General features: G+C 67.8%; 15 protein-coding genes, 1 rRNA gene and 1 pseudogene. 1 reads left to right on the top strand and 16 read right to left on the bottom strand.

What is annotated here, in order from left to right:
* Nucleotides 1–399: 399 nt before the first annotated feature.
* The 15 genes and pseudogenes from GAA2_RS10005 to GAA2_RS09935 form a co-directional block, all read right to left on the bottom strand.
* Nucleotides 400–1918 (bottom strand): 16S ribosomal RNA (locus GAA2_RS10005).
* A 466-nt stretch (nt 1919–2384) separates the two neighbouring features.
* Nucleotides 2385–3731: a tyrosine--tRNA ligase gene (gene tyrS, locus GAA2_RS10000; protein ID WP_024498582.1), complete on the bottom strand. Its 1347-nt coding sequence runs from the start codon at nt 3729–3731 to the stop codon at nt 2385–2387.
* A gap of 74 nt (nt 3732–3805) precedes the next feature.
* Nucleotides 3806–4021, bottom strand: coding sequence for a Trm112 family protein (locus tag GAA2_RS09995; RefSeq protein WP_024498583.1), 216 nt, complete (start codon nt 4019–4021; stop codon nt 3806–3808).
* Nucleotides 4022–4026: 5 nt separating this feature from the next.
* On the bottom strand, nt 4027–7023 hold the full coding sequence (locus GAA2_RS09990; RefSeq protein ID WP_191834997.1) for an AMP-binding protein: 2997 nt from the start codon (nt 7021–7023) through the stop codon (nt 4027–4029).
* A gap of 90 nt (nt 7024–7113) precedes the next feature.
* Nucleotides 7114–8565 carry an argininosuccinate lyase gene (gene argH / locus GAA2_RS09985; protein WP_006437370.1) on the bottom strand — a complete coding sequence of 484 codons (1452 nt, stop codon included), beginning with the start codon at nt 8563–8565 and terminating at the stop codon, nt 7114–7116.
* A complete protein-coding gene (locus tag GAA2_RS09980) occupies nt 8562–9761 on the bottom strand; it encodes an argininosuccinate synthase (protein ID WP_006437369.1) in 1200 nt (399 codons plus the stop codon). Before GAA2_RS09980 ends, argH begins: the two co-directional genes overlap by 4 nt.
* A 157-nt stretch (nt 9762–9918) precedes the next feature.
* A complete protein-coding gene (locus tag GAA2_RS09975) occupies nt 9919–10425 on the bottom strand; it encodes an arginine repressor (RefSeq protein WP_006437368.1) in 507 nt (168 codons plus the stop codon).
* 44 nt (nt 10426–10469) lie between these two features.
* Nucleotides 10470–11393 (bottom strand): ornithine carbamoyltransferase, encoded by a 924-nt coding sequence (argF, locus tag GAA2_RS09970; RefSeq protein ID WP_191834936.1) that lies wholly within the window; start codon nt 11391–11393, stop codon nt 10470–10472.
* Nucleotides 11390–12628: an acetylornithine transaminase gene (locus GAA2_RS09965; RefSeq protein ID WP_191834935.1), complete on the bottom strand. Its 1239-nt coding sequence runs from the start codon at nt 12626–12628 to the stop codon at nt 11390–11392. The genes argF and GAA2_RS09965 overlap by 4 nt, the downstream gene beginning before the upstream one ends.
* Nucleotides 12625–13599: an acetylglutamate kinase gene (gene argB / locus GAA2_RS09960; protein WP_159406224.1), complete on the bottom strand. Its 975-nt coding sequence runs from the start codon at nt 13597–13599 to the stop codon at nt 12625–12627. The genes GAA2_RS09965 and argB overlap by 4 nt, the downstream gene beginning before the upstream one ends.
* Nucleotides 13596–14855 (bottom strand): bifunctional glutamate N-acetyltransferase/amino-acid acetyltransferase ArgJ, encoded by a 1260-nt coding sequence (gene argJ / locus GAA2_RS09955; RefSeq protein WP_159406225.1) that lies wholly within the window; start codon nt 14853–14855, stop codon nt 13596–13598. Before argJ ends, argB begins: the two co-directional genes overlap by 4 nt.
* Nucleotides 14852–15910: an N-acetyl-gamma-glutamyl-phosphate reductase gene (gene argC, locus GAA2_RS09950; RefSeq protein WP_040004874.1), complete on the bottom strand. Its 1059-nt coding sequence runs from the start codon at nt 15908–15910 to the stop codon at nt 14852–14854. Before argC ends, argJ begins: the two co-directional genes overlap by 4 nt.
* A 68-nt stretch (nt 15911–15978) precedes the next feature.
* Nucleotides 15979–18450: a phenylalanine--tRNA ligase subunit beta gene (gene pheT / locus GAA2_RS09945; protein ID WP_006437362.1), complete on the bottom strand. Its 2472-nt coding sequence runs from the start codon at nt 18448–18450 to the stop codon at nt 15979–15981.
* A gap of 53 nt (nt 18451–18503) precedes the next feature.
* The gene (gene pheS / locus GAA2_RS09940) at nt 18504–19556 is read right to left on the bottom strand and encodes a phenylalanine--tRNA ligase subunit alpha (RefSeq protein ID WP_040004873.1); all 1053 of its coding nucleotides are present in this window, start codon (nt 19554–19556) and stop codon (nt 18504–18506) included.
* Nucleotides 19557–19653: 97 nt separating this feature from the next.
* Nucleotides 19654–21087: pseudogene (locus GAA2_RS09935) on the bottom strand (acyltransferase family protein); the annotation flags it as partial.
* Between the two features lie 151 nt (nt 21088–21238).
* Between GAA2_RS09935 and GAA2_RS09930 the strand changes: the two are divergent.
* Nucleotides 21239–22105 carry an alpha/beta fold hydrolase gene (locus tag GAA2_RS09930; protein ID WP_006437359.1) on the top strand — a complete coding sequence of 289 codons (867 nt, stop codon included), beginning with the start codon at nt 21239–21241 and terminating at the stop codon, nt 22103–22105.
* A 52-nt stretch (nt 22106–22157) separates the two neighbouring features.
* On the opposite strand, the gene GAA2_RS09925 is transcribed toward GAA2_RS09930, so the two are convergent.
* A complete protein-coding gene (locus tag GAA2_RS09925) occupies nt 22158–24653 on the bottom strand; it encodes a Tex family protein (RefSeq protein ID WP_394854770.1) in 2496 nt (831 codons plus the stop codon).
* Nucleotides 24654–24689: the final 36 nt, after the last annotated feature.

Raw genomic sequence — 24689 nt, 5'->3', positions numbered from 1 at the left:
GAAAGGATCATGCTCGGCGAGGATCGAATGTAGACATCACAAAACATTCTTTCTGCTAAATCACAGACCAACAAAAAATTGTTGATTTGAAATAAAGATGCTCGCATCCACTATGCACTTCTCAAACAACACACACCGACCACCACTCGACCGCTCCCCACCCCATCACAGGACAGATCAACACAATCTCACAGCAACCAGCTAGGTCAGAGACAACACAAAGCGTGTTCCCTCAGAACCCCGATAGTGTGCGATGAACCCGCCGGCCTCACGACCTGGCAGCAACCCCCAACCTCCACACGTGTGGAAGCGGTGAGCCTGTCTGATGTTTCACCCTCGAACACACACGCGCCGCAGAACATACGCCTGCAGAAACACGTGATGTTGTGTGCTCCTTAGAAAGGAGGTGATCCAGCCGCACCTTCCGGTACGGCTACCTTGTTACGACTTCGTCCCAATCGCCGATCCCACCTTCGACAGCTCCCTCCACAAGGGTTAGGCCACCGGCTTCGGGTGTTACCGACTTTCATGACGTGACGGGCGGTGTGTACAAGGCCCGGGAACGTATTCACCGCAGCGTTGCTGATCTGCGATTACTAGCGACTCCGACTTCATGGGGTCGAGTTGCAGACCCCAATCCGAACTGAGACTGGCTTTAAGGGATTCGCTCCACCTCACGGTATCGCAGCCCTCTGTACCAGCCATTGTAGCATGTGTGAAGCCCTGGACATAAGGGGCATGATGACTTGACGTCATCCCCACCTTCCTCCGAGTTGACCCCGGCAGTCTCCTGCAAGTCCCCGGCATAACCCGCTGGCAATACAGGACAAGGGTTGCGCTCGTTGCGGGACTTAACCCAACATCTCACGACACGAGCTGACGACAGCCATGCACCACCTGTACACCAACCACAAGGGGGGCTATATCTCTACAGCTTTCTGGTGTATGTCAAACCCAGGTAAGGTTCTTCGCGTTGCATCGAATTAATCCACATGCTCCGCCGCTTGTGCGGGCCCCCGTCAATTCCTTTGAGTTTTAGCCTTGCGGCCGTACTCCCCAGGCGGGGTACTTAATGCGTTAGCTACGGCACGGAACTCGTGAAATGAGCCCCACACCTAGTACCCACCGTTTACGGCGTGGACTACCAGGGTATCTAATCCTGTTCGCTACCCACGCTTTCGCTCCTCAGCGTCAGTTACTACCCAGAGACCCGCCTTCGCCACCGGTGTTCCTCCTGATATCTGCGCATTTCACCGCTACACCAGGAATTCCAGTCTCCCCTGTAGTACTCAAGTCTGCCCGTATCGCCTGCACGCCTACAATTGAGTTGCAGAATTTCACAGACGACGCGACAAACCGCCTACGAGCTCTTTACGCCCAGTAATTCCGGACAACGCTCGCACCCTACGTATTACCGCGGCTGCTGGCACGTAGTTGGCCGGTGCTTCTTCTCCAGGTACCGTCACTTGCGCTTCGTCCCTGGTGAAAGAGGTTTACAACCCGAAGGCCGTCATCCCTCACGCGGCGTCGCTGCATCAGGCTTGCGCCCATTGTGCAATATTCCCCACTGCTGCCTCCCGTAGGAGTCTGGGCCGTGTCTCAGTCCCAGTGTGGCCGATCACCCTCTCAGGTCGGCTACCCGTCGTCGCCTTGGTAGGCCATTACCCCACCAACAAGCTGATAGGCCGCGGGCCCATCCTGAACCGCAAAAGCTTTCCACCAAACACCATGCGATGTAAGGTCATATCCGGTATTAGACCCAGTTTCCCAGGCTTATCCCAGAGTCCAGGGCAGATCACCCACGTGTTACTCACCCGTTCGCCACTCGAGTACCCGCAAGCGGGCCTTTCCGTTCGACTTGCATGTGTTAAGCACGCCGCCAGCGTTCGTCCTGAGCCAGGATCAAACTCTCCATGAAAAAATAGCGAAACAAAACCAACACCCAGAAAGTGTCAGCGTTTCAACACAATCAGGAAAGCAAAACCTGACCAATCCAAAACTAGCAAAAACATGTGACACCCAGACGGGGCCGAGCGCCACACACAATAAACATCTACATCCATAAAGAATGCACGATGCCAAAATGGCATCAGACAATTCATCATCACACTATCGAGTTCTCAAAGAACACACACCCACCAGACGTCCTCTTGACGAGTCCGGCTCCGGTGAGCTTCTCCCAGAGCGTGAGAAATTCTCACGCTCTTGTTCTCGGGAGTGGCCCCGCACAGGCGGCCCGAGCGAGTAGCTCGGGCACTTTTGCTTCCCCGGTGCTTGCGGCTCCGGGGGAGTTGCTCTCTGCGGTGCGTCGATTAAGTTACACAGGCGCGAACAACGCGTCAAATCGCCTGGTCAGAGGCGTGGTTCGCTACGGCTTGGCTGCGTCAGCGGCCCAGTCTCGCGCCGGCGAAGCTCTTCTTGCCGCGGCGCACGACCAACCATCGCCCGTGGAGCAGGTCGGAGTCCGCCGGCTGCCACTCCGGATCGGTGATCTTCGTGTTGTTCACGTACGCGCCGCCCTCGGACACGGCACGACGCGCAGCCTTGTTGCTCTCGGACAGCTTGGTGTCGACGAGCAACTGGATGATCGTGGGTCGCTCCTGCACGTACTCCGCGATGACGGTCTCCCCCACTGCCGCCGCGAGCGTGGACTCGTCGAGCTCGTCGAGCTCGGCGCGACCGAACAGGGCCTGGCTGGCGAGCTCGACTGCGCGCGTGTTCCCTTCCCCGTGGATCAGGGTGGTCATCTCGGCGGCGAGCTTCTTCTGCGCGAGACGCAGGTGTGGCTTCTCCTTCGTCGCCTGCTCGAGTTCGGCGATCTCCTCGCGTCCGAGGAAGGTGAACCACCGCAGGTAGCGGATGACGTCCGCGTCGGCGGTGTTCACGAAGTACTGGTACCAGGCGTACGGGCTGGTGAGCTCGGGGTCGAGCCACAAGCTGCCGCCACCGGTGGACTTGCCGAACTTCTTGCCGTCCGACGACGTCACGAGCGGCACGGTCAGTGCATGCAGGGACAACCCGTCGAGTCGGCGTCCCAGGTCCACACCGCCGACGATGTTCCCCCACTGATCCGAGCCACCGATCTGCAGGAGGCAGCCGTACCGCCGATTGAGCTCGACGAAGTCGTTGGACTGCAGGAGCAGGTAGCTGAACTCCGCGTAGCTGATGCCGTCCCCCTCGAGACGTCGCTTCACGGTGTCCCGGGCGAGCATGACGTTCACCGAGAAGTGCTTCCCGAGGTCGCGCAGGAACTCGATGGCGGAGAGCTGTCCGGTCCACTCGAGGTTGTTGACGACGAGCGCACCAGTCGGCGACTCGTCGATGTCGACGAAGCGACGGAGCTGGGCGTCGATCCGGCCGGCCCATTCGGCGACCGTGTCGGGAGCGTTCATGGCCCGCTCCCCCACTTCCCGGGGATCACCGATGAGACCGGTGGCCCCACCCGCGAGAACGATCGGCCGATGGCCCGCGAGCTGGAAGCGTTTGAGGGTCAACAGCGGCACGAGGTGACCTGCGTGCAGACTCGACGCCGTCGGGTCGAAGCCCGCGTACAACGTGATGGGCCCGCCCGCGAGGGCCTCACGCAGTGCGTCGAGGTCGGTGGACTGCGCGATCAGACCTCGCCACTCGAGTTCGTCGAGGATGTCGACGGGTGCGGTTCCGCTCTGGGCGGTCGCGGCCCGGACGATTTCGTCGGTCGTGTTGGCGGTTCCCTCAGTCTCAGCACTCACCCCCCGATCTTGTCATCCATCGAGATCGGGGCTCGGACGAGGTGACTCGTGAGTGGGCTGCCGGCAGGCGTCGGCTACTGCTCGGAGATCAGGCGTTCGTGCTCGGCGTCGTCGACCTTGCGTGCCTCGTCGATGAGCATGACGGGGATTCCGTCGGCGTCGATCCGGTACGCGACATGGAGCCGCGGGTTGTAGAGCTCGTCGCCGGCGTTGATCAGCGGGCCGTGGTCCTGCGGGCAGGCCAGCCGTTCGCGCACGATCGGGTCGATGGCCTCAGCGCGTGTCGTCACGCGGCTCAGCCTAGGGCATCGTCGATCGACGAATGGCCCCAGTCCAGCTTCTGGGCGATCGTCCTGGTGTAGCGCCGGTACCGGCCCTCCTCATCGCGATACCAGGTCCGGGGACCGGGTTTCGGCAGACCTTCGGCCGCGAAGGCGGTGCTCAGCGGACGGAACGACGCCGAGTGCGGGATCTCGTCGACGACGCGGATGAGGTGTGGTCGCAGTTCGGCGGGGAACTCCCCGAGTGCGATGCGGAGCTGGGTGACGGTGAGTGAGTCGGCTTTCGCGTCCGGACGTAGCGTCAGCGCGGCGACGGCCACCTGATGACCCGGTTCTCCGACCCCGTAGGTGACCACCTGGTCGACACCCTGCATACGCGACAGAGCGTGGGTGATCGGCGGGATGAACACGGGGCCCGCCTCGGTCCGGATCACGCGGTCGATGGCACCGAGGAAGTACAGATCACCGTCGGCGTCGCGGACGAACAGATGTCCCGACACCTCCCACCGGTCGCGGCTGGTGAACACGTCGCGGAGCACCGTGCCGTTGGTGTCGAACTTGTGCTTGGCCTTGGAGAGCAGCAACCCGGCTTCACCGATCTCGGCCCGCCGGACGAATCCGGACTCGTCGATGAGCAGGCGGTCGTTCTCGATGTCGTAGGCCGCGACCTCGACGGGATTGGTCTCCGGAAGGGGCCGCCCGACGGAGGACAGCTTGTCGCCGGAGACGTTGGCCAGGATTGCCGAGCCGTCCGCGGTCGCGAAGAACTCGAGGATGCGGGCGCGTGGGAAGCTGCTGCACACGTCCTCCCACAGACCGGCCGACATCCCCGAACCCATGAAGAGTCGGATCGGGTTGTGTTGGTTGATCCGGAAACGGGGATCGCGCACGACGCCGCTGAGCATCGACCAGGTGTAGGACACGACGGTGACGCCGTACCGCTGCACCTCGGTGGCGAAGGTCTCCGGGTCGATGCCGTTGGACAGGGCGATCCGCGATCGGCCGACCACGGTGGCGCCGAGAGTCGTCAGCAGGCCGGAGGCGTGATGCAGGGGCGGCAGGCAGTACACCGTGTCCCGGTCGGACAGCGCCGCCGCCGATGCCGCACCGAACGCCGACATCGCGAACCGGTGGTTGGTGACCGGCCACGGGACGAGTTTGCCGCGCGCACGGCTGAACAAGATGAACGCGAGATCACCGGCCAGGCCGGGATCCGGCCGGTACCAGGTGGGCAGGACGACCGCGTCGGGATCGATCTGCTCCATGTCGATGATGGTGGCGCCGTCGACACCGTCGATGTCGCGGGAGTCGCCACTGCCGCCGCCGAGGACCAGCACCCGACCCGACGCCGCGGTGGCGAGGTCGAGGTTGTTGGGGTCGGTGACGATGACCGAGCTGTCGGCGAGCCGCATCATCTCCCGCACGTCGGCGTCGGCGGCGAGGAGGACGGAGACGGCTCCGAGCCGGGCCAGTGCCGCGACCACGACCAGTGCGCTCGGGCGGGTGTCCATCAGAACGCCGATGTGCTGCCCCGGCCGCACACCGCAGTCGATGAGACCGGCGACCACGTTGTTGATGCGGGCGTCGACTTGCGCATGGGTCAGCACGCGGTTCTCGAAGAGGAACAACTCGTTGTCGCCGTGCTTCTTGGTGTTCTCCGCCATCAGCTTGGACAGGGAGATCCGCGTGCCACCCTGGATCTGACCGAGGCGGAGCAGCCGCGGCACCGTACGCACCGACTCGGAGGCGACCGCTCGCGACGTCCGTTGCAGGGAGTTGACCAGTCCGAGCAGCTCGCGGGACGCGGCGGTGCCGGCATCGGCGACCGAACCCATCCCGTGGGTGATACGGGAGGACAGACTGACGCCACTGCCGTGGCCAGGCTCCGCGACCGTCATCTCACTGATGAGCTCCGGGCGGGTCCCGTTGGCCGACAACCAGTTCACCCAGTCGGCCGTCGTGGGCCAGGTGTGCTGACCGGCCGAGGAACCGACCACGAGCCCGAAATGACCGACGGGCAGCGTGGATTCGTATACCTCGGCGTCTGGCGCGGCACGCACGATCCCGCGCACCGCGGCCGGCTGACCGATGTCGTCGGCCTCGCCGACAAACGCCAGTACCGGACAGGTGATCTCGGTGAGCGACACGAGGTCACCGTTGATCACGAAGCCACCGGAGACCATGCGGTTGTGGGCCACGAACTGACGCAGCAGTTCGGCGATCGCCGGACCGGACCACGCGACCCAGCCGTCGGCCTCGAGAAACCTGCGCTGATCCTCGCGTGGCAAAAGCGCCTCGCGGTCGTGGAGACGGCGGAGGAAGTCGATGCGGCTGCGTACGGTCTTGACCGGATCGAGTAATTGGAAGCCGGTGCGTACCATCCAGTCCCGTACCCAGAGATTCCGCACGAACGATCTCTCGGCGAGGAACTCGGCAGCCGGCGCCACCAACCCCGCCGGCAATCCGAGGGGCAGTGCCGCGAGGACGTCGACCGGGCTGCCGAAGGTGATGAGGCTCGCGATCCCCTTCGACCGCCGGTACGCCGCGGTCTGGTACGCGAACATGCCGCCCTGGGAGTACCCGGCCAGGTGGATGTCGCGTCCGGTCGCCTCGATGATCAGGTCGATCGCTTGGCTGATCGCGACCACATGGTCGGCGAGATTGCGTTCCATCCCGCCCTCTTCGGTGTCCGGGGACCCGAAGTCGATCACCCACGGGGTGATGCCGTTGCGATGGAGGACGGACACCGCACCGTTGTGTTCGGTCACGTCGTAGACGTTGGCGGACACCATCATCGGAGGCACGAGGACGATGTTGGGGCCGGTGGACGGTTCGTTCGGGAAGTACCGGCGCAGGCGGAACATCTTGCGCGTCTCGACGATCGCGAAGGGCGCCGGTTCCGTCCCGGTCTCGAGTCCGCCGAACCGCAGGACCTCGAGCCCGTTCTGAGCGGTCGCCACCACCCGGCTGACCACTCCCCCCACATCGGGGATACCGTCCCAAGCCACCATCGCGTCGAATCCTCCCGTCGTCAGCGTGACGTGCACCGCCGACATCGGTGACATCGGTGACATACGTCACTCTACCCACTCAGAAGTGGATCAGCGCCGTCCTCCGGGCCCCGCGTTCCAGCGTGTCCGCAGGTCGGCCGATTGCGCCGACACCAGTTCTATCTGCCGTCGTACCTGAATCGGCGCGGTCCCGCCATGCGCGTTACGCGACTCCACCGATCCACGCACCGTCAGCACGTCGCGAACCGCAGGGGTGAGCGAGGGATTGATGCCGGCGAGTGTCTCGTCGTCGAGCTCGTCGAGACCGACACCCCGCGACTCGGCCTCGCGGACACAGGCTCCGGCGACCTCGTGTGCAACGCGGAAGGGCACACCCTGCCGCACCATCCACTCGGCGATGTCGGTGGCCAGGGTGAAGCCGGCCGGGGCCAGCTCCTCCATCCGGTCGGTGTGGAACTCGAGCGTCGCGACCAGGCCGGTGACGGCCGGCAGCAGCAGTTCGAGCTGCGCCACCGCGTCGAAGACCGGTTCCTTGTCCTCCTGGAGGTCCCGGTTGTATGCCAGTGGTTGCGCTTTGAGAGTCGCGAGCAGACCGGTCAGGTCACCGATCAGCCGGCCGGCCTTGCCGCGCATCAGCTCGGCGACGTCCGGGTTCTTCTTCTGCGGCATGATCGAACTGCCCGTAGACCAGGCATCGGCCAGTGTCACGTATCCGAATTCCGGTGTGCTCCAGATGATCACCTCTTCGGACAGCCGGGAGAGGTCGACCGCGATCATCGCGAACACGAACGCCGCCTCGGCCGCGAAGTCGCGGGACGAGGTGGCGTCGATGGAGTTCTCGGCCGGTGCGTCGAACCCGAGATCGGCCGCGATGGCAGCCGGGTCGAGACCCAGCGACGAGCCGGCCAGCGCGCCGGACCCGTACGGCGACACGGCGGTCCGGCGGTCGGCGTCGGCGAGCCGGTCGATGTCGCGGAGCAACGGCTGCGCATGTGCGAGCAGGTGGTGGCCGAGCAGGACAGGCTGAGCGGCCTGCAGGTGCGTCTTGCCGGGCATGATCGCGTCGGGATGAGCGGCCGCCTGGGCGGTCAGCGCGTCGACCACGTCGAGCAGACCGAGGGCGACGCGACGCATGGCGGCGCGCAACCACATCCGGAACAGCGTGGCGACCTGGTCGTTGCGTGACCGGCCGGCACGCAGCCGCCCACCGAGCTCGGGACCGACCCGTTCGATGAGTCCCCGCTCGAGCGCACCGTGCACGTCCTCGTCGGACTCTGCGGGACCGAACGTCCCGTCGGCGACATCGGCTGCCAAGCGGTCGAGACCGTCCAGCATGCCTCCCAGGTCGTCACCGGTGAGCAGCCCCGCCTTGTTGAGCACCCGGGCGTGGGCCTTGGAAGCCTGAATGTCGAAAGGCGCCAGGGCCCAGTCGAAATGGGTCGACTTGCTCAGGGCGGCCATCGCCGCGGCCGGACCGCCGGCGAAACGGCCGCCCCAGAGCGAACCCTCGTTGGTCGTTCCGCCGGTCTGCTCGTCACTCACAGATTCAGGTCCCGCTTGGCCGAGATCTTCGAGGACAGGCCGTGCAGCTCGACGAAGCCGCGGGCTGCCGACTGGTCGAAGCTGTCGCCCTCGTCGTAGGTCGCGAGGTTGAAGTCGTAGAGCGACTCGGAGCTGCGACGTCCCGTGGCCGCGATGTTGCCGCCGTGCAGGACGAGGCGGATCTCACCGGAGACGTGTTCCTGTGTCGAGTCGACGAAGGCGTCGAGCGAACGCTTGAGCGGCGAGAACCAGAGGCCGTCGTAGACCAGCTCGGCCCACTTACGGTCGGTGCCGCGCTTGTACCGGCCGAGCTCGCGCTCGATGGTGACGTGCTCGAGTTCCTCGTGGGCGCGGATCAGCACCATGGCGCCCGGGGCCTCGTAGACCTCGCGGCTCTTGATGCCGACGAGACGGTCCTCGACGACGTCGAGGCGGCCGACGCCCTGCGCACCGGCGCGGCGGTTCAGCTCCTCGATGGCCTGCAGCACGCTGACCGGACGGCCGTCGATGCTGACCGGACGGCCCTTCTCGAAGCCGATGATGACCTCGTCGGGGGTGTTCCAGTTGACGGTCGGGTCCTCGGTGTAGCTGTAGACGTCCTTGGTCGGCGCGTTCCACAGGTCCTCGAGGAAGCCGGTCTCGACCGCGCGGCCCCACACGTTCTGGTCGATGGAGAACGGCGACTTCTTGGTCACGTTGATCGGGATGTCGTTCTCCTCGGCGAAGGCGATGGCCTTCTCACGGGTCCACGCGTAGTCGCGGACCGGTGCGATGACCTCCAGATCGGGTGCGAGGGTGGCGAAACCGACCTCGAACCGGACCTGGTCGTTGCCCTTGCCGGTGCAGCCGTGGGCGACGACGGTGCCACCGTGGTCGCGGGCGGCGGTCACCAGGTGCTTGGCGATCAGCGGACGCGACAGCGCCGAGACCAGCGGGTAGCGGTCCATGTAGAGGGCGTTCGAGGTGATCGCCGGGAGGCAGTACTCGTCGGCGAATTCGTCACGGGCGTCGACGACGACCGCTTCGACCGCGCCGCAGTCGAGGGCGCGCTGGCGGATGACATCCATGTCCTCGCCGCCCTGCCCGAGGTCGAGGGCCACGGCGACGACCTCCTTGCCGGTCTCCTTCTGGATCCAGCTGATCGCGACCGAGGTGTCCAGGCCGCCCGAGTATGCGAGTACGACACGTTCTGCCATGAGGTGAAGCTCCTGTTCTAAGCGATGACCCGAGTCCATCATCGGCCCCGGGGTTCCGACCACACCGTCCGGGTCTCGGTTGGCGGTGTGGTCGGTTGCGGTTCTCGTCGTGTCCGGCCGCGGTGAGTGCGTCCGGTGGTGGTGGGCAGGACGGGGGTTACACGAGGCCCTCGATCCGTCGGGCGAGTTCGGCTCCGTCGAGCGGCTCCCGGGCGACCACGAAGATCGTGTCGTCGCCGGCGATCGTGCCGACCACATCGGGCAGACGAGCACGGTCGAGGGCGGCCGCCAGATAGTGCGCGGCGCCCGGCGGAGTGCGCAGCACGGCCAGGTTGCCGCTGCTGTCGGTGGAGACCAGCAGCTCCGACACGAGGCGGGACAGCCGGTCGGTGCCGCCGGACACGCCGCGCACCGGCGAGCCGTCCTCGGGAACCACGTAGACACCCGCACCGCCGTCGGCGGCCCGCAGTTTCACGGCCCCGAGCTCGTCGAGATCGCGCGACAGCGTTGCCTGCGTGGCATCGATCCCCTGGTCGGCCAAGAGTCGCTGCAGCTCGGACTGGCTACGCACCTGGTTGGTCGACAGGATGTCGATGATCCGCGCATGCCGCCCCGCGCGGGTCGCGGCGAGGCGGTTCTCCGTGGGTTCGGCGCCGGCGGTCATCGCTCGTCCTGTGTCACTGCTCGTCCTGGCTTGCGGATGTCATCTCACTGGTGCTCCAGAAGCCAGACCAGCAGTGCCTTCTGCGCGTGCAGACGGTTCTCGGCCTCGTCGAAGACGACGCTGCGCGGGCCGTCGATGACCGACGCGGTGATCTCATCGCCACGGTGCGCCGGCAGGCAGTGCAGCACGATCGCGTCGTCGGCGGCGTGGGCGAGCAGCTCGTCGTTGATCTGGTACGGCCGGAAAGGCGCGGTGCGGTCCTTGCCGTCCTCCTCCTGACCCATCGACACCCAGGTGTCGGTGACCAGGATGTCGGCTTCCGTGGCGGCGGCGACCGGGTCGGTCACGAGCTGTACCGACCCGCCGGTCTCCGCGGCACGACGCTCGGTGTCGGCGATGATCGCCGGGTCGGGCTGGAAACCCTCCGGTGCGCTGATCGTGACGTGCATGCCGGCGGTGACGCCACCCAGCCCGAGCGAGTGGGCCATGTTGTTGGCACCGTCGCCGAGGTAGGTCATCTTCAGCCCCGAGGGCGACCCCTTGTGCTCGACGATCGTCTGCAGGTCCGCGAGCACCTGGCAGGGGTGGAACTCGTCCGACAGGGCGTTGACCACCGGCACGGTCGCGCTCGACGACAGCGCCTCGAGACGGTCCTGCCCGAAGGTGCGCCACACCACGGCGTCGACGAAGCGCGACAGCACCCGTCCGGTGTCCTCGAGGGTCTCCTCGCGGCCGAGCTGCGTGGTGCGACCGTCCACGACGACCGCGTGACCGCCGAGCTGGGCGATGCCGACCTCGAACGAGAACCGGGTGCGGGTGGAGTTCTTGTCGAAGATCACCCCGACCCCGCGGGGCCCTTCGAGCGGGCGGAAGGCGAACGGCTTCGCCTTCACCTCGGCGGCGAGCGCGAGCACCTCGGCCTGTTCGGCCGGGGTGAGGTCGTCGTCGCGCAGGAAGTGCCGCGTCATGCCCCATCTCCCTTTTTCACGCTGTCTCCCTTGTTCACACTGTCTCCCTTGTCCTTCTGTGCAGCGTGCGCAGCGGCGTCCAGCAGGTCCGGCAGCGTTTCGACGAAGCTCTGCCCCTGCTCCTCGGTGATGATCAACGGCGGTGCGAGCCGCAGCACGTCGGGTGCCGGTGCGTTGATGAGGAATCCGGCGTCGCGGGCCGCGGCCTCGACGCGGGCCGACAGCGGCTCGGTGAGCACGATGCCGAGCAGCAGACCGGCGCCCCGCACGTGATCGATCAGCGGGTGGTGGAGGTCCTCGATCCCGGTGGCGATCGCCTTGCCCACGGCGGCGACGTGATCGGTGAGACCTTCGGACTCGATGACACCGAGCACGGCGAGTGCCGCGGCCGCGGCGACCGGATTGCCACCGAAGGTGGTGCCGTGCTGACCGGGTTCGAACAGCTCGGCGGCCGCACCCGTGGCGATGCATGCACCGATCGGCAGTCCGCCGCCGAGTCCCTTGGCGAGCGTCATCACGTCGGGAACCACACCCACCTGCTGGTGGGCGAAGAAGGTGCCGGTTCGCGCGACACCGGTCTGCACCTCGTCGAGGATCAGCAGCGCGCCGCGCTCGCTGGTGATGCGCCGGGCCGCGGCGAGATAGTCGGCGGGCGGGACGATCACGCCGGCCTCACCGAGGATCGGCTCGAGGATCACCGCGGCGGTCTGGTCGGTGACGACCGCGTCGAGCGCCTCGATGTCGCCGTAGGGCACGAACCGCACGCCCGGCGGCATCGGCTCGAACGGAGCACGCTTCGCCGGCTGTCCGGTCATCGCCAACGCACCCATCGTGCGACCGTGGAATGCCTTCTCGGCGGCCACGATCTCCGGCCGGCCGGTGCGGCGCGCGAGCTTGAAGGCGGCCTCGTTGGCCTCGGTGCCGGAGTTGCAGAAGAACGCCCGGCCGGGATGACCGAAACGGTCGAGCAGCTTCTCCGCGAGTTCGACGACCGGCGGCGAGATGTAGAGGTTCGACACGTGCCCGAGCGTCTGCAGCTGGGTCGTGACGGCCTCGACGATCGCCGGGTGCGCGTGGCCGAGGGAGTTGACCGCGATCCCGCCGAGCAGGTCGAGGTAACGCTTCCCGTCGGCATCGGTGACATACGGCCCCGAGCCACCGACCAGGGCGATCGGCGGGGTCCCGTAGTTCTTCATCAGCGACTGGCCCCAGCGCTGTTGCAGCGGTGCGGTCACAGGTCCTCCTCATGGGTTCCGGCGGCCGCCTTCGCCCCCGACTCGGCCGGGTCGACGACGGAGGTGCCGGTGGAGCTTCCGGTCAGTAGTTGGGCGAGCACCGAGTGGGCGACGCGGCCGTCGATCACGTGGGCGCGTTCGACTCCCCCGGTCACCGCACGCAGACAGGCCTCCATCTTCGGGACCATGCCGGAATCCAGCGACGGCAGGAGCTCGACCAGCGCATCGGTGTCGATCTGGGACACCAGCGACCCGCGGTCGGGCCAGTCGGTGTAGAGCCCCTCGACATCGGTGAGCATCACGAGCCGCGACGCGCCGAGCGCCTCCGCGAGCGCTCCCGCCGCGGTGTCGGCGTTGATGTTGTGGACGACGCCGTCACGATCGGGAGCGATGGTCGACACCACCGGGATACGGCCCGCCCCGATGAGATCGAGCACCGCCGAGGTGTTCACCGAGGAGATGTCGCCCACGAGCCCGATGTCGGTCGCGACGCCGTCGACGAGAACCGTCCGCCGCGTCGCGGTGAACAGGTGGGCGTCCTCGCCGGTGATGCCGACCGCATAGGGCCCGTGCGCGTTGATGAGGCCGACGAGCTCACGACCCACCTGACCGAAGAGAACCATCCGGGCGACGTCCATCACCTCCGGGGTGGTGACCCGGAAGCCGCCCTTGAATTCCCCTTGGAGGCCGAGCTTTTTCAGCATCGCCGAGATCTGCGGTCCGCCTCCGTGCACGACGACGGGGTGCATGCCGCAGGCACGGAGAAACACCATGTCCGCGGCGAACGCCTTCTTCAGCTCGTCGTCGACCATGGCGTTGCCGCCGTATTTGACGACGATCGTGGCGCCGGCGAGTTCCTGCAGTGCGGGGAGCGCTTCGGCAAGGATCGTCGCCTTCTGCAGACCTGCGGCCGGGTCGATCGCCCCCGGGACACTTTCAGTGGCACCGGATTCCGGTGTGGTGCCGGTCATGACGAGTACGCCGAGTTCTCTTCGACGTAGGCGTGCGAGAGGTCCGTGGTCCGGACCGACGCCGATGCGTCGCCGAGTTTCAGGTCGACGAGCACGTCGATGTCGGCGTCGGACAGGTCGACGTCACGCGCACCCCGCACGCCACAGCCGTTCTCGCACACCGGCGATCCGTTGAACGACACGGAGATCACGTCCGGGTCGATGCGGACCGGCGAGGCGCCGACCGTGGCCAGCACCCGGCCCCAGTTCGGGTCGGAGCCGAACAACGCGGTCTTGACCAGGGAATCGCGTGCGACGAACCGGGCGACGGTCAGCGCATCCTCCTCGGTCGGTGCGCCCGTGACGGTGATGGTGACCCGCTTGGTGACGCCTTCGGCGTCGGCCTGCATCTGGGCGGCCAGATCGTCGCAGACCGCGAACACGGCCTCGTCGAGGTCGGCCTGGTCGACCGGGATCTGGCTGGCGCCCGAACTCAGCAGCAGCACCGTGTCGTTGGTGGACATGGAGCCGTCGATGTCGAGCCGGTCGAACGTCCGCGCCGTCGCCCGGCGCAGCGCGGTGTCGAGCTGTTCGGAGGTCGCCGCAGCGTCGGTCGTGAGCACCACGAGCATCGTCGCGAGCGACGGCGCCATCATCCCGGCGCCCTTCCCCATACCGCCGACGTTCCATCCCTGGGGATGGTGCAGCGCAGCCTGTTTCGGCACGGTGTCGGTGGTCATGATCGCGTGCGCGGCATCGGTGCCGCCGGTGAGTCCGCCGCCCATCTCCTGGACGATCTCGGTGACGCCGGCGAGGACCTTGTCCATCGGGAGGCGATCGCCGATGAGACCGGTCGAGCAGACCGCGACCTCCACCGCACCGGTGCTGGTCCCCCAGTTGCTCAGCGCCTCCGCGACGGCCTCGGCCGTCTTGTGGGTGTCCTGGAATCCACCCGGTCCGGTGCACGCGTTGGCACCGCCGGAGTTGAGGATCACGGCCCGCAGCCTGGCCGTGGTGAGGACCTGCTGGGACCAGAGCACCGGAGCCGCCTTGACCTGATTGGTGGTGAAGACACCCGCGGCCGAACAGTCCGGACCCTCGTTGACGACGAGAGCGAGGTCGGCGGCACCGGATGCCTTGATACCGGCCGCGATTCCCGCTGCACGGAATCCCAGCGGCGCGGTGACACCCTGTCCGCGGACGAGCCGCGGATGATCGCCCGGGGCGCCGCCCTCGATCCGCTCCGGATCCTGCTGGGTGTTCTCGATTCCCGTCACGGTGCGACTCCCACGGTGCTCAGTCCCTCGTTCTCCGTCCAGCCCAGCGCCAGGTTCATCGATTGGACCGCGGCGCCGCCGGTCCCCTTGGTCAGGTTGTCCACGGCGCCGACGACCACCAGGGTCTGGGCGCGTTCGTCGACGGTCACCCCGAGCTGGACCGCGTTGGAACCGATGACCGAACCGGTGGCCGGCAGTCGGCCCTCCGGCAGTACGTGGATGAATTCCTCGTCGGCGTAGGCCTTTTCATAGACCGCGCGCACCTCATCGCCGGTCGCGACGGTTCGTGCGGTGCACGTCGCGAGGATGCCCCGGGCCATCGGCGCGAGGATCGGGGTGAACGAGACGGTGACCGGTTGCTGCGCCGCCGCCGAGAGTGCCTGCGAGATCTCCGGGGTGTGCCGGTGGACGCCGCCGACACCATAGGCCCGGGCCGACCCGATGACCTCGGAGGCCAGGAGATCGACCTTCGGCGAGCGACCGGCACCCGACGCACCGCTCACCGCGACCACGGTCACGTGCGGCTCGGCCAATCCCGCGGCGATCGCCGGGAGCAGCGACAGGATCGACACCGTCGGGTAGCACCCCGGGACGGCGATCCGGCCGGCGTCCTTGAGGACGTCGCGATTCCCGGGCAGCTCGGGCAGTCCATACGGCCAGGTTCCTGCATGATCGCCGCCGTAGTAGGCGGTCCAGTCGCCGGCGTCGCGCAGCCGGAAGTCAGCACCGCAGTCGATGATCAGGGTCGTCGGCGGCAGTGCGTCGGCGATGACGGCCGACGCGCCGTGCGGCAGGCCCAGGAAGACGACGTCGTGACCGCCCAGGATCTCCGGGGTGGTCTCCTCGAGAACCCGCTCTGCCAGCGGCAACAGGTGCGGATGATGAGATCCGAGCGTCGTGCCGGCGTTGCCGCCGGCCGTCAGCGCGCCGATCTCGAGCTCGCCGGATCGCAGACGGGGATGCCCGCACAGGAGTCGGAGGATCTCACCGCCCGCGTAGCCGCTCGCGCCGGCCACCGCGACCTTCACCTTGCTGGTTGAGCTTGTCGAAGCCATGCAATCATTATGCAGCAGCCTGCAAATCAATTCATCGCCGGGTGGGTGGCCGTCGAAGTGCCCTTCGGTCAGCGGAGTCGGGCGCCCACCCGGTCGGCAGCGGCGTCCACCGCGGCGAGCTTCGCGGCGTTGGCCTCGTCCTCGGTGAGCGTGCGATCACTCGCACGGAAGCGCAGCGAGAACGTCAGCGACTTGTTCCCCTCGCCGACCTGCTCACCGGTGAAGACGTCGAACAGTGCGATGTCCTCGAGCAGCTCACCCGCGCCGTCGCGCAGCGCCGACCGGACCTCGGCAGCGGGTACGTCGGCCGCGACCACCACGTTCACGTCCTGCAGGACGGCGGGGAACACCGACACCGCGGGAGCGGGCAGCACCTCGCCGAGCGGGAGCGCGTCGATGTCGATCTCCACCGCGCACGCGCGCTTGGGCAGGTGGGCGCGTTCGAGAACCGCCGGATGGAGCTCACCGGCGTACCCGACCGTGCGTCCGTCGACGGTCAGGCGAGCGCACCGACCCGGATGCCACGGCCGGTGATCGGCAGCGGAGAGTTCGACCTCCACGCCCGCGGCGCGAGCGATCGTGCGAGCCGCTTCGAAGGCGTCGAGGTAGTCGGCGGCACGGCCCGGACCCCAGGGACCTGCCGGATCGCGAAGACCGGTCAGGACGACGCCGACATGCAGCGGCTGATGCGGCAGCGAGGCGTCGAGCGCCGCGATGTCCTCGTCCGTCGGGCGACGGGTCACGTCGAGTGCGGGAACCGGCGCGACATGGTCGCCGGCGATGACGACCTGGCCGATGGTGAACAGCGACAGGTCGCGCTGGCCGCGGGAGATGTTGCGCGCGGCCATCTCGAGCAGACCCGGCAGCAGCGTCGTGTTGAGTTCGGGCCGATCCGACTCGAGGGGGTTGACCACCTTCACGGTGCGGCGACGTTCGTCGTCGGCGGGCAGATCCCAGAGGTCGAAGACCCCGGCCGGCATGAACGGGTACGGGAGGACTTCGACATATCCGTCGAGCGCGAGTGTGCGCCCGACGCTGCGGCGCCGACGCTGCTTCGGCGTGAGGCCGGTGCCGCCGGGTGCTCGCGGCACGACGGCGGGGATGTCCTCGAGGCCTTCGAGGCGCAGCACCTCCTCGACGAGGTCGGCGCGCTGCCTGAGGTCGGGACGCCACGACGGCGGGACGACGTCGAGCGTATCGGTGCCGGTGACCACACACCCCACCTCGGTGAGGCGCGCGGCGGTGGTGCCCGCCGGATAGCTGATGCCCGCGACGCGGTCGGGCTCGTCGGCGGCGATGCCGATCGCCGACGGGAGCGGTGTCACGACCCGCGCCTCGGACAGCGGCGAGGAGATCGTGCCGCCGGCGATCTCCACGATCAGCTCCGCGGCGCGGTCGGAGGCGACCGCGGTGATCTCCGGGTCGACGATGCGCTCGAAGCGCTTGCTGGCCTCGGAGGTCAGCTTGTGGCGCTTACCGGTGCGGAAGACGCGGACGGGATCGAAGGTGGCCGACTCGAGCAGGACGGTCGTGGTCTCCTCGCCCACCTCGGTGGCGCCGCCACCCATGACGCCGGCGAGGGCGATGGGACCGGTCTCGTCGGCGATGACGACGTCCTCGGGGTCGAGCACACGGTCGACTTCGTCGAGGGTTCGCAGCTTCTCACCTGGCTTCGCCGAACGGACGGTGACGGTGCCGGTGATGCGATCGGCGTCGAAGGCGTGCAGCGGCTGACCCAGTTCGATCATGACGTAATTGGTGACGTCGACGATCGCCGAGATCGGCCGGATGCCGGCGACCATGAGTCGCTTCTGCATCCACCACGGCGAGATGGCCGACGGGTCGACGCCGCTGATCACGCGCGCGGTGTAGCGGGTGGCGCCGGAGCCGTCCTCGATGGCGACGGGCCACGGGGTGCCCTCGGCTGTGACGTCCGCCTCGGTGACGCCCGGGTCGACGAAGGGCACCTCGAAGCTGCTCGCCAACTCGCGGCCGAGACCGCGGATCGAGAAGGCGTAACCGCGGTCAGGGGTGACGTTCACGTCGATCGCGGCGTCGTCGAGTCCGAGAACCTCGCGTGCGTCGGCGCCGGGCTCGGCCGTGCCGGGGGCGAGTACCAGGATGCCGCTGTGGTCGTTGCCGATGCCGAGCTCCGAGACCGAGCAGATCATGCCGTCGGAGACGCGACCGTAGGTTTTGCGGGAAGCGATCTCGAACGGACCGGGCAGCACGGCGCCGGGCAGTGCGGCCACGATCAGGTCACCCACGGCGAAGTTCCGGGCACCGCAGACGATGCCGCGCGGCTCCGCCTCGCCCACCTCGACGGTGCAGAACCGGATCGGCTTCTTGAACTCGGTGAGCTCCTCGATCGTCTCCACGCGACCGATCACCAGCGGACCGGTGATCTCCGGGAACTTCTCGATGTCCTCGATCTCGAAACCCACGCGGACGAAACCCGCGTCGATCTCCTCCGTGGTGGCCGACCACGTCGGGTCGCCCGCGCGCAGGACCTCGGTGTACCAGGACTGTGGTGCACGCACTGTGTATCAACTACTTTCGTCGCGTCGTGAGGAGTCTGGAGGGGTCGCGCCGCTCAGGCGGCCGGACCGAACGGGAGGGTGAACCGGATGTCGCCCTCGACCATGTCGCGCATGTCGGAGATGTCGTTGCGGAACTGCAGAGTGCGCTCCAGCCCCATGCCGAATGCGAAACCGGAGTAGACGTCCGGGTCGATCCCGCTGGCGCGCAGTACGTTCGGGTTCACCATGCCGCAGCCGCCCCACTCCACCCAGCCGGGCCCGCCCTTCTTGGCGGGGAACCACACGTCGACCTCGGCCGACGGTTCGGTGAACGGGAAGTAGGACACGCGCATCCGGGTGGTGGTCTCCGGCCCGAACAGCGCCCGGGCGAAGGTCTCGAGGGTGCCGCGCAGGTTCGCCAGGGTGAGGCCCTTGTCGATGGCGAGACCCTCGATCTGGTGGAAGACCGGGGTGTGGGTGGCGTCGAGTTCGTCGGTGCGGAACGTACGCCCCGGGCAGGCCACGTAGATCGGCAGGTCGCGGTTGAGCATCGAGCGCACCTGAACCGGTGAGGTGTGGGTGCGCAGCACCTGACGCGAACCCTCGGGTGCGATGTAGAAGGTGTCCTGCATCGACCGCGCCGGGTGATCCGGCAGGAAGTTGAGGGCGTCGAAGTTGTGGTGTTCGGTCTCGACCTCGGGCCCCTCGGCGATCTCCCAGCCCATGCCGACGAAGACGTCGGCGACCTGCTCGGCGATCACGGTGATGGGATGGCGCGCACCGACCGGGCGTCGACCGCTGGGCAGGGTCACGTCGACCGACTCGGCGACGAGGACCGCCGCATCGCGCTCGGCCTCGAGGACCGCGGTGCGCAACTCGAGCGACGCGGTGACCCGGCCACGGACCTGGTTGACGAGCTTGCCCGCTTCGGAGCGCTGGTCCTTCGGCAGGCTGCCGAGTGCGCGTCGGGCCAGGGCGATCGGCGAGCGATCACCGAGGTGCGCGGATTTCGCCGCGGACAACTGCTCGAGGTCGGCCGCCGCATCGAAGGCCTCGACGGCCGACGCCGCGGCCGCCTCGAGGTCGTCGGGTCCGGGGAATACCGTTTCGTCGGCGGAAGTGGCCACGGTCGGCGAGCTCCTCATGCATGGGTCGGTGGATGGACGGTGTCGTCGTGACGCGGAGGGCCGGTCGGGCGCGGAAACCGGCTCGAGGCGACCGTCGACGGCGGCGATGACTCTCATCGAGGGTAGTCGACCGCCGCGACGCGCTGACCTGCAGGGAGGCGTGGTCTCCGGGAACCGTGTCCGCTCCGCGCGGACTGGACGGCCGAAGAGCGAGGACACGGGCGGTCGTCGCACATCCGATCCCGGCGATCAGCCACCCGATGCCGTCGCCGAGCAGGCCGTACCGCGACACCATCAGAACAGCGATGCCGAGGCACACGAGCACCGCCAGCAGGGCCAGGTCACGCGCGCGTCCGGATCGCCCGGCGACCGGATCGTCCCACCACCGGAGCGGCCGGTTCTCCAGAGGCGACAGCACCGCGACGACGGGCACCATGAGCGCGAGGAGCAGCATCGTCTGGGCACCGACGATGATCGGGAACGACGCGGAGTGCACATCGGCACGGTCTGCGCCCGTCACCGCGCCGGACACGATGATCGCGGCGAGCACCGGCAGATGCCAGAGGTACAGCGTCATCGCACCCCGGTTGCCGAGGACGACCCACCACCAGACCCGCGGACGGTCGGCGATCTTCGCCAGCATCCTTCGCACGGCGATCGCGCCCGCACACAGCACGATCGCGTGACCGGCGAGGAGCAGGCTGGGCGGGCTCATGTTCGACAGTTGCTGCCCCGGCACCGTGACGAGCGAGACCTCATACGGACCCCGGTACACGAGCCCGACGTCGAGGATCAGCACACCTGTCGCCACCGCCGCGGCAGTCACCGGACGAAGGATGCGCTTGGCGTAGGCGACGCCGAGCACGGCCGGGATCGTCCACACCGTGAGGAAGTTCAGATAGCCGAGCCACGACGGGCCGTCGGCGAAACGGATCACGTCGATGACCGCTGCACTCCCCCAGCATGTTCCGAGCGCGATCATCACGTGGAAGGGTGTGCGGATCCGCTGCAGCAGCGGGACCACGGCCAGCACGAGGAGATACGCACCGAGGAACCAGAGCAGCTGCACGCCGAGTCGCGCGACGACGTCGGCCGCGGCGTCGAGGCCGGCGGTCGTCAGTCCGGCCAGCAGGAGCAGCACGGCGCCGAGGTACCAGACGAGTGGACGCAGCAGTCGCTGCACGCGGGTGAACAGCCAGTGCCCGGCAGTGGGGTGGTCGTGGGAAGCACGCGACATCCACCCGTGCGTCGACGCGGCGGCACCCGCGAAGAAGAACAACGGCAGCACCTGGAGCAGCCAGGTGGCCGGCTGCAGGATCGGCACGTCGCCGAGTGTGTTGCCGAGACGGATCGCGCCGTCGGATGTGTCGACGGTGAGCATGATCGAGTGGCCGGCGACGACCACCAGCAGCGAGCAGATGCGGATGAGGTCGACGACCCGATCCCGGTCCCCGGTGAGTGCCGCGAGTTCGTGTGGGGTCGGCAGACTGGTCGGTCCGCCGGTTGTCCGGCGGCGGGAGGTCGTGAGCATTCATCGAGTCTCGCCGGGTACGTGGCCCTCGACCTGAGCAGAACTACTCAGCCGGGGTCGGTGATCCCCGCAACCTCCGGGCGCCTGTGGCACGCATCACGTGCCGCCGAAAAGCTTTACCATCGGCCGCCACCACGGTAGAGACAGAAAGGTGAAGCAATCAACTATCACCCAGCTCCGAGGCGACGGCATCCGACTCGCCGCCGATGTCTGGGAGCCCTCCGGCACGCCGACCGGCACCGCCCTGTTGCTGCACGGCGGTGGACAGACCCGGCACTCCTGGCAGCGCACCGGCGCCCGCCTCGCCGAGCACGGCTGGCGGGCGCTGACGATCGACGCCCGCGGCCACGGAGACAGCGACTGGGCCGACGACGGCGACTACAGCCACGACGCGCACGCCCGTGACCTGCGGCAGATCGTCGACGACCTGGGTGAGACACCGGTGCTGGTCGGCGCGTCGATGGGCGGTTTGGCCTCGCTGCACGCCGCGGGTGCCGACCCGTCGATCGCACGGGCGCTCGTCCTCGTCGACATCACCCCGACCGCCGAACCCGCGGGAATCGCCAAGATCACCGGCTTCATGCGCGACGGACTCGACGGCTTCGACAGTCTCGAGGACGCCCTCGACGCCGTCGTCGCCTACAACCCGCACCGGAGCCGCCCGCCCCGGATCGAGGGCCTGCGCAAGAATCTCCGGGAACGCGACGGACGCTGGTACTGGCACTGGGATCCGCGGATGCTCGCATCGCACGACAACATGGAGCACACAGCCGCCGAGCGGGAGGAACGTGCGCGCGAGGCCGCCCGGGCGGTACGGGTCCCGACCCTGCTCATCCGGGGCAAACAGTCCGATGTCGTGAGCGACGACGGCGTGCGCGAGCTACTCCGACTGATCCCCGGTGCCCGCTACATCGACGTCACCGGCGCGGGCCACATGGTCAGCGGCGACGACAACGACGTTCTGAGCAGCGGCCTGATCGACTTCCTGGACGGCGTCGTGGGCGCCGAGGCCGGCTGAAAGGCCACGGTCCCGTCACTGAAGCGTGCCGGGACCGAAGCGATGTCGGGAGCTACTTGCCGAAGCCGGCGCGCTTGAGGGCGTCGGCCATCGCACCGCTCGGTGCGGGGCGACGGTCGTTGCGGTTGCCGCCGGCGCGGTTGCCCTGGTTGCCGCGACCACCCTGAGCACCCTGACCGCCACGCTGATCGTTGCGACGTCCCTGCCCACCGCCACGGTTGCCCTGCTGGTTGTCAGGGCGCGGCGCGCGGGTGCCACCCTTGCCCGAGTTTCCGGTGCCGGGCTCGTCGTCGAGACGCAGCGACAGTCCGATCCGCTTGCGTTCGACGTCGACGTCCATGACCTTCACCTTCACGATGTCGCCGGACTTCACGATCTCGTGCGGATCGGAGACGAAGCGGTGCGCCATCGCGGACACGTGAACCAGACCGTCCTGGTGGACGCCCACGTCGACGAAGGCACCGAAGGCCGCCACGTTGGTGACCTGACCCTCCAGCACCATGCCGGGCGTGAGGTCGGAGACCTTCTCGATGCCGGCGGCGAAGGTCGCGGTCTTGAACTCGGGGCGCGGGTCACGACCCGGCTTGTCGAGCTCGGCGATGATGTCGATGACGGTCGGACGGCCGAACGTCTCGTCGACGAAGTCGTCGGGACGCAGCTTGGTGAGGGTGGCGGTGTCGCCGATCAGCGAGCGGACGTCGGTGCCGACGGTGTTGAGAATCCGGGTGACGACCGGGTAGGCCTCGGGGTGGACGCTCGATGCGTCGAGGGGGTTGTCGCCGTCGGTGATCCGGAGGAAGCCGGCACACTGCTCGAAGGCTTTGGGTCCGAGTCGCGGCACATCGGTGATCTGCTTGCGGCTGCGGAACGCGCCGTTCGAGTCACGATGCGCGACAATCGATTCCGCGAGCCCGGCGGTGATACCGGAAACACGGGACAGCAGCGGTACCGATGCCGTGTTCACGTCCACACCCACCGCGTTCACCGCATCCTCGACCACGGCGCCGAGCGACCGGGCCAGCAGCGTCTCGGAGACGTCGTGCTGATACTGGCCGACGCCGATCGACTTGGGATCGATCTTCACCAGCTCGGCGAGCGGGTCCTGCAGGCGGCGCGCGATCGAGACCGCACCGCGGATCGACACGTCGAGGTCGGGCAGTTCCTTCGAGGCATACGCCGACGCCGAGTACACCGACGCGCCGGCCTCCGAGACCACGACGCTGGTCGGCGGCTTCTTGCCGGAGTCCTTGATGGCCGCGATCAGTTCACCGGCGAGCGCGTCGGTCTCGCGGGACGCGGTGCCGTTGCCGATCGCGATCAGCTCGACGCCGTGCTTCTGGACGAGCGCACCCAGCACAGCGAGGGCGCCGGCCTTGTCGCGACGCGGCTCGTGCGGGTAGATGGTGGCGGTGTCGACGACCTTGCCGGTGTCGTTGACCACGGCGACCTTCACACCGGTGCGCAGGCCGGGATCGAGGCCCATGGTGGTGCGGGCGCCCGCGGGCGCGGCCAGCAGCAGGTCCTTGAGGTTGGTGGCGAAGACGGCCACCGCGTCGGCTTCGGCCGCCTGACGCAGACGCATCCGCACGTCGAGTGACAGTCCGACGAACAGCTTGGTGCGCCACGCCCAGCGGACGGTGTCGGCGAGCCAGCGGTCGGCCGGACGGCCCTGATCGGAGATCCCGAAACGCGCGGCGATGCGCTGCTCGTAGGGACCCGGGCCGGCCGGGCGATCCGCGGCCTCCGGGTCGGCGTCGAGGGTGACCGACAGGATCTCCTCACGCTCGCCGCGCAGGACAGCGAGCACGCGGTGCGACGGGATCGACGTGAAGGGCTCGGAGAACTCGAAGTAGTCGGCGAATTTGGCGCCGGCCGATTCCTTGCCCTCGCGAACGGTGGTCCGCAGCACGCCGGTCTGCCACATCAGTTCACGCAGTTCACCCACGAGGTCGGCGTCCTCGGCGAAACGTTCGACGGCGATCGCGCGAGCGCCGTCGAGCTGCTCGGCGGTGAACGTCGACGGGTCGGTCATCGGGTCCGACAGCAGCGCGTCGGCCACCGGTTCATGCCCGGCCTCGCGCGCGATCTGGGCCTTGGTGCGCCGCTTGGGCTTGTAGGGCAGGTAGATGTCCTCGAGGCGTGCCTTGGTGTCGGCGGCCAGGATCCGTGCGTCGAGTTCGGCGTCGAGCTTGCCCTGGGCGGCAATCGACTCACGAACCGCCTGCCGCCGGGCCTCGAGGTCGCGCAGGTATCCGAGACGCTCGTCGAGCGTGCGCAGCTGAGTGTCGTCGAGCCCGCCGGTGACCTCTTTGCGGTACCGCGCGACGAACGGGACCGTCGATCCGCCGTCGAGCAGTTCGATCGCGGCCCGGACCTGTCCGACGCCGACGCCGAGTTCGGTGGCGATTGCCGACGCGATGCGCGCGTTCACGACCGCGGGGTCGGGGGCAGGCACCGTCTGCGGGGTGACGGCATCCGACTGCGCGGCAGCCGACTGGGCTGGGGCTGCGGGAGCGGACTCGGATGGGGGCACGGACGCGGGTGGCACAGTTTCTGACACGATCGCCGACCCTACCGGCCGCCT

Origin of the sequence: Gordonia ajococcus, assembly GCF_012974285.1 — a bacterium.
In the GTDB taxonomy this organism is placed as follows: Bacteria; Actinomycetota; Actinomycetes; order Mycobacteriales; family Mycobacteriaceae; genus Gordonia; species Gordonia amicalis.
Note: the sequence above shows the minus strand (reverse complement) of the source record. Positions and strands in the feature narration are given on the sequence as shown.

Excerpts from the sequence above, each read along its gene's own strand:
- GAA2_RS09990 (WP_191834997.1), bottom strand. The coding sequence starts at position 7,023 with ATGGTGGCTTGGGACGGTATCCCCGATGTGGGGGGAGTGGTCAGCCGG.
- GAA2_RS09980 (WP_006437369.1), bottom strand. The coding sequence starts at position 9,761 with ATGGCAGAACGTGTCGTACTCGCATACTCGGGCGGCCTGGACACCTCG.
- GAA2_RS09975 (WP_006437368.1), bottom strand. The coding sequence starts at position 10,425 with ATGACCGCCGGCGCCGAACCCACGGAGAACCGCCTCGCCGCGACCCGC.
- argF (WP_191834936.1), bottom strand. The coding sequence starts at position 11,393 with ATGACGCGGCACTTCCTGCGCGACGACGACCTCACCCCGGCCGAACAG.
- argB (WP_159406224.1), bottom strand. The coding sequence starts at position 13,599 with ATGACCGGCACCACACCGGAATCCGGTGCCACTGAAAGTGTCCCGGGG.
- argC (WP_040004874.1), bottom strand. The coding sequence starts at position 15,910 with ATGGCTTCGACAAGCTCAACCAGCAAGGTGAAGGTCGCGGTGGCCGGC.